Origin of the sequence: Bradyrhizobium sp. (assembly GCF_035701725.1) — a bacterium.
In the GTDB taxonomy this organism is placed as follows: domain Bacteria; phylum Pseudomonadota; class Alphaproteobacteria; order Rhizobiales; family Xanthobacteraceae; genus Bradyrhizobium.
The window spans coordinates 1-4370 of the sequence record NZ_DASSRP010000331.1 but is presented as its reverse complement, the minus strand read 5'-3'; the positions used below and the strand labels follow the sequence as shown (position 1 = coordinate 4370).

Genomic DNA, 4370 nt, shown 5'->3' with positions numbered 1-4370 from the left:
GGCCTACGGCCACGAATAGGGTGGCCTGGACGGTGCGCTCCGGTCGCATTGTCGGCTCCGGCGGTGAGGGGCGGCTTTGGTTTCAGTGGCTTGATCCAAAGCTTACCCAAAACCGCCCGGTCCTGCTCATAAAAACACGCGATTTCCTGAGCGCTTCTAGAAGCTTACGGTTTATGGATGCGCACTAGTCTAGGTTTACACAAGAGGCGCAACGCTTCCGTTATCAGTACACACACGTTTCTCAACAGCGCGTTGCCGGAGCGCTGAAAAATATCGAGATGGGACTTATAGGAGGACGTAATGTGATAACCATACCAGCATCCCAATCACGTTAAACAACATTACTGTCGATAATAGTGTTGTTGGCGCTATCAATACTGGCAATGTTCAAAGGATTGCTGTCACTCTGGCTAATCTGCACAACACAGGAAAACGACGAAGCGAGAAATGCCGTCAGAGCCTTGACTGAGGTTATCCTAAGCGATGCCACCACAGGCGACGCTCAGAAAAACAACTGGTCGAGCAAGTCGCCTTTTTAAGCGAACAAGCTGTCGCTAACGCAAAGGATCGAAAGCCCGGTTTGATAAAAGCAACCTTTGGCGCACTGACCCAAGCGGCAGGCACAATCACAGCGATCGCCGGAGCATGGCAAATCGCTGAGCCGATCCTCAAAGGCTTATTCAATCTATAAGTACAAACGCGAGGGGTGACACAATGACGGCAATGACGCCAGACAAAAAAACCCCGCACTGTCACATGCGGCCAATGCGGAAAACCAGCTATCGCGAAAGTCAACGATGTACCGCTATGCGTCAATCACTACTCGAAATTGCAGACAGCGAATACCCAAGCGCAAGCGGCATTGACGGAGCAGCTTCGGCACGTCATGGCGATGCAGAATCAAGCGGCGGCTGAATTGGAAAACATTGCGGGGGTACGACCGGGTTTGTTCCCGCGCATCAAGATTCCACCTGCGCCGTCCGCGCCCATTACCTTGAACAACAGCGTTGTCGGCGCGCTAAACACCGGTGTCGTCAGAGAGATGGAAGTGAATTTAACGCATCTCCAAAACAGCGGAAACCACAAAGCTACAGATGCACTCAAAGCTCTCACGGAGACTATCCTACGTGACCCTTCCGCAGACAATACGCAGAAAAGCGACCTCGTTGAACACATTGCCTTTCTAAGTGAGCAAGCTGTACTCCCCGCAAAAGATCGAAAACCAGCAGTAATCAAAACAACGCTCAGCACACTGGCCCAAGTTCCGCAGCTTGATTTTGGACAGATCGGATTATCAATGGCTTGTGGGCGACTTTGAGTTTTAGGCACCACAGTTTTGAGGTTCAGGGGGTGGGCGGCACCTGCTGGAAGACGGATGGCAGAGTGGTTCCGATGGCACGGCAGATCGGGTCGATGGCCGGCCCAGGAGCGGTGCGCAGCCGGGCGCGACGGCCATCCTGTTCGACCTCGATCTCGCTGAGATCGGCGAGATCGTCGATGACGCGGTGCCATTCGAGCCGGCTGCGGCGGGCCGCAAGCCGGTCGAACAGCTCCTTGCGCAGGACGAGGGCCAGAAAGGTGCAGAAGACGTGGCCGCGAATACCGGCATCGGCCCCCGGACTTGATCCGGGGGTCGGGCGGGTCGCGAGCAGCGCCTTGGCGGTTTTGAAGGCATCCTCCACGGCCAGCAGATTGCGGTAGCGCAGCACGACCTGCAGAGCGGTGATTTTGGTGTTGGTGCGCAGCACGAAGAGACCATCAAAGCGAGCATCGGCCTCGATCTTGGCGCGATCGATGACAAAGCCGCCGCCGGTGGGCGTCTTCACAAAACGGCGAAAGCCGTTGTTGGCGACCAGCGCCTTGTCGCCTTGGGCAAGCTTGCGCTCGAGCCCGGCGACCAGTTCGGCGCGCGCCGCAGCGTCCTTTTTGGCTGCTTCGTGGTTGCGGCAGATGACATAGCGCCGCCCGGCGATCGTCGTCTCTTTGATCGTCAGTTCGGTCTCACCCTTCTGGCGGGGAATGACGAGCGGCACGGCGAGCCCGTCATCCTCGATGACCTCGGCGCGCACCTCGCGGCTGGTGCGCTCGCGCACGCCGAGGATGTCGTCGATCTTCTCGGCTTCAAGGGCGGCAATAGTGTCGGCGCTGATCAGGCCGCGATCGGCGACGATGCACGCCTCGCGGATCCCGAAGCCCGCGCGCAGCCGCCTGACCACCGGTAACAGCCATGTCACCTCGGCAGTATTGCCGGGCATCAGAAACGAGGCGATCGGCCGGTCGGTATCATCGAGCACGATGCCGAGCACGACCTGCTTCAAGTGCCCGCGGTCGTCCTTCGAGTGGCCGTATTGGCCGAGGCTTTCGCCGCCGGCGCCTTCGAACCACAATGAGGTCGTATCGATAAATGCCATCGAAACGGCACCGAACAGCGGCTGGCGGTGGCGATAGAGCGCCTCCTCGACCGCCTCCGCGGTGCAGCGGCCCGCCGCGTCGGCTTCGCCAAGCCAGGCCATCGCCTTGTAGGCGTGATCGAGATCGAGCCCCTCGGCGCCGGGCACGCGCACTCGGCGCAGCCAGTCGCTGGCATGCCGGTCAGAGCCCGAGATCATCAGCCGGTGAAGCACCGTGAGATAGACCGCGCGCTCGACATCAAAAGCAAAGTGCCGGTCGGCGAGCATACTCTTCAGCACGTCGCGGCATCCCGTTTCCGCCCACAGCCGACCGAACACCAGATCGGGTCCCATGCTGAGGCGATGCAGCTCCGGCAATTCGCCGCGATAGAAGCTCGACAACACGATCGAGCGGCGGGAATGGCGCGCCGCCGAGGCGATCAGCCCGTCGATCAAACCCGCGGCCTCGACCTCGTCGCCCCGGCCGGGCGCCTTGATGACGCGCTGCACATGGCGGCCGCCCTCGCGGGCGTTCTCCACCAGGTAAAGATATTCGTAGGCTCCAATCTTCTTGACGCGGACAAACATGGCGCGGCACCCTGCTCCCGGCACCAGCACCACGATTCTGTGCGTGCCCGCAAGCAGTATCCTAACTTCCTATTGAAATATTTTGAGCGATCTAGCACCACAATTGGGCGTGACCAGTCAAATCCTCAGCGTTTCTGCGGCTCTCAATGCCCGATGTATTCAAAACTGCGGAAGTTGGGTTCAGGAGACTTTTATCTATTGGCATCATATAGTGCTTAACAACCGAGCGGTACATAGCTAAATCTCTGTTGAGAGCAGTACTCGGGCAAACGTTACATTCAAAGGAAATTCGTCAAATATCTTATCCCATATGTCGTTACTTTGTGGCATAGGTACAATCTTACGCGCTTTTTTATCTTCTTGTCCGGCAAAATTGAGAGCCGGCTCTCTCCTCGTGTTTTCAACCCACACATCAAAAGCGAGCGCTTCCTGATTCCACAGCACATGAATAATTTCAGCCTTGAAGGGCGCGGTCCATGCACGGTTAGCAGAAACCACTAGCTCCTTGTTGTCGTCATGCTGCTGCTTGGACGCGATGCGCGTTTGCTTGATCAACCCCCTAGCGTCCGCGTGTGTCACGAGCAACGCGACCAGACTAACTATTGCCAGTGCAACCGTGCCGAGCGCCAGCATGAAGGTTGCTCTTGCTGTTAGGGTTTCCCACCATGGCGGTGAAGGAGAGGGCGGTGTGTTCTCTGGACTTGCGCCCGATGCAGGTATCTGGCCCTCGATGAGAATGCGGCCCGATATTGAGACCTGTGGAGGCTGCGAAGTTTTCATGATCTTCACTGTTCCGCACATGACGGAGCGTTACCGAATGGCCGGAGACGCTGAGCGGTTCGGGGCGCTGTGCGTCTAGCGCCCGGCCCGGAGGGACACGCCCAAAAAGTCCAATAACACGTTTTAACGGAAAGCACGGCGAAGTCGCTGCAAAATGCTCGCGCGGGCGATGAAGTGGAAACCGGGCGAGCGGGTGCGCTGGATCGTTTTGAGGGTGCACGGCGGGCGGCGGAATACTTGCCGCCCCGGATAGCGCGCTTGCTCGCGTCTCCTATGTCTTGTAGGCGGCGGTGTCTTCGGGCGGGTCTGTGCATTTTACATAACATCCGTTCCGCGCCAGCCGCGCCGGTAATGCGTCGGCATCACACCGAGCCCGACGCGGCACGAAGTCTCGACCCCGATAATAAACGCGTGCAGCAGTTCGCGGCCAGTCACCGGACGCAGCCCGGCAAGTGCGAACAGACCGGGCGCTACCGGCGCCGCCGGGTGGATCACCGTTTCGAGATGCGTATCATCGTATTCGAGGACATTGGCGCTGACTGCGTTGAGGAAAGCAGCATTGAGCGCATCGGGCCGCTCGCCACGCCCGATCACGATCCCCTGCGGCGGCCC

Annotated in this window: 4 protein-coding genes; 1 reads left to right on the top strand and 3 read right to left on the bottom strand. The window is 58.6% G+C overall.

Annotated elements, in window-relative coordinates:
• Positions 1-886 precede the first annotated feature (886 nt).
• Positions 887-1318 carry a hypothetical protein gene (locus VFL62_RS19945; protein ID WP_325174103.1) on the top strand — a complete coding sequence of 144 codons (432 nt, stop codon included), beginning with the start codon at positions 887-889 and terminating at the stop codon, positions 1316-1318.
• Between the two features lie 25 nt (positions 1319-1343).
• Here the strand turns inward: VFL62_RS19945 and VFL62_RS19940 are convergent, their stop codons facing one another.
• From VFL62_RS19940 to VFL62_RS19930, 3 genes are all read right to left on the bottom strand, one after another.
• Positions 1344-2978, bottom strand: a complete 1635-nt coding sequence (locus VFL62_RS19940; RefSeq protein ID WP_325174102.1) for an IS1634 family transposase — start codon at positions 2976-2978, stop codon at positions 1344-1346.
• A gap of 237 nt (positions 2979-3215) precedes the next feature.
• A complete protein-coding gene (locus VFL62_RS19935) occupies positions 3216-3758 on the bottom strand; it encodes a hypothetical protein (protein WP_325174101.1) in 543 nt (180 codons plus the stop codon).
• Between the two features lie 315 nt (positions 3759-4073).
• The coding region (locus tag VFL62_RS19930; protein WP_325174100.1) for an MmgE/PrpD family protein at positions 4074-4370 on the bottom strand (297 nt) is incomplete at its 5' end.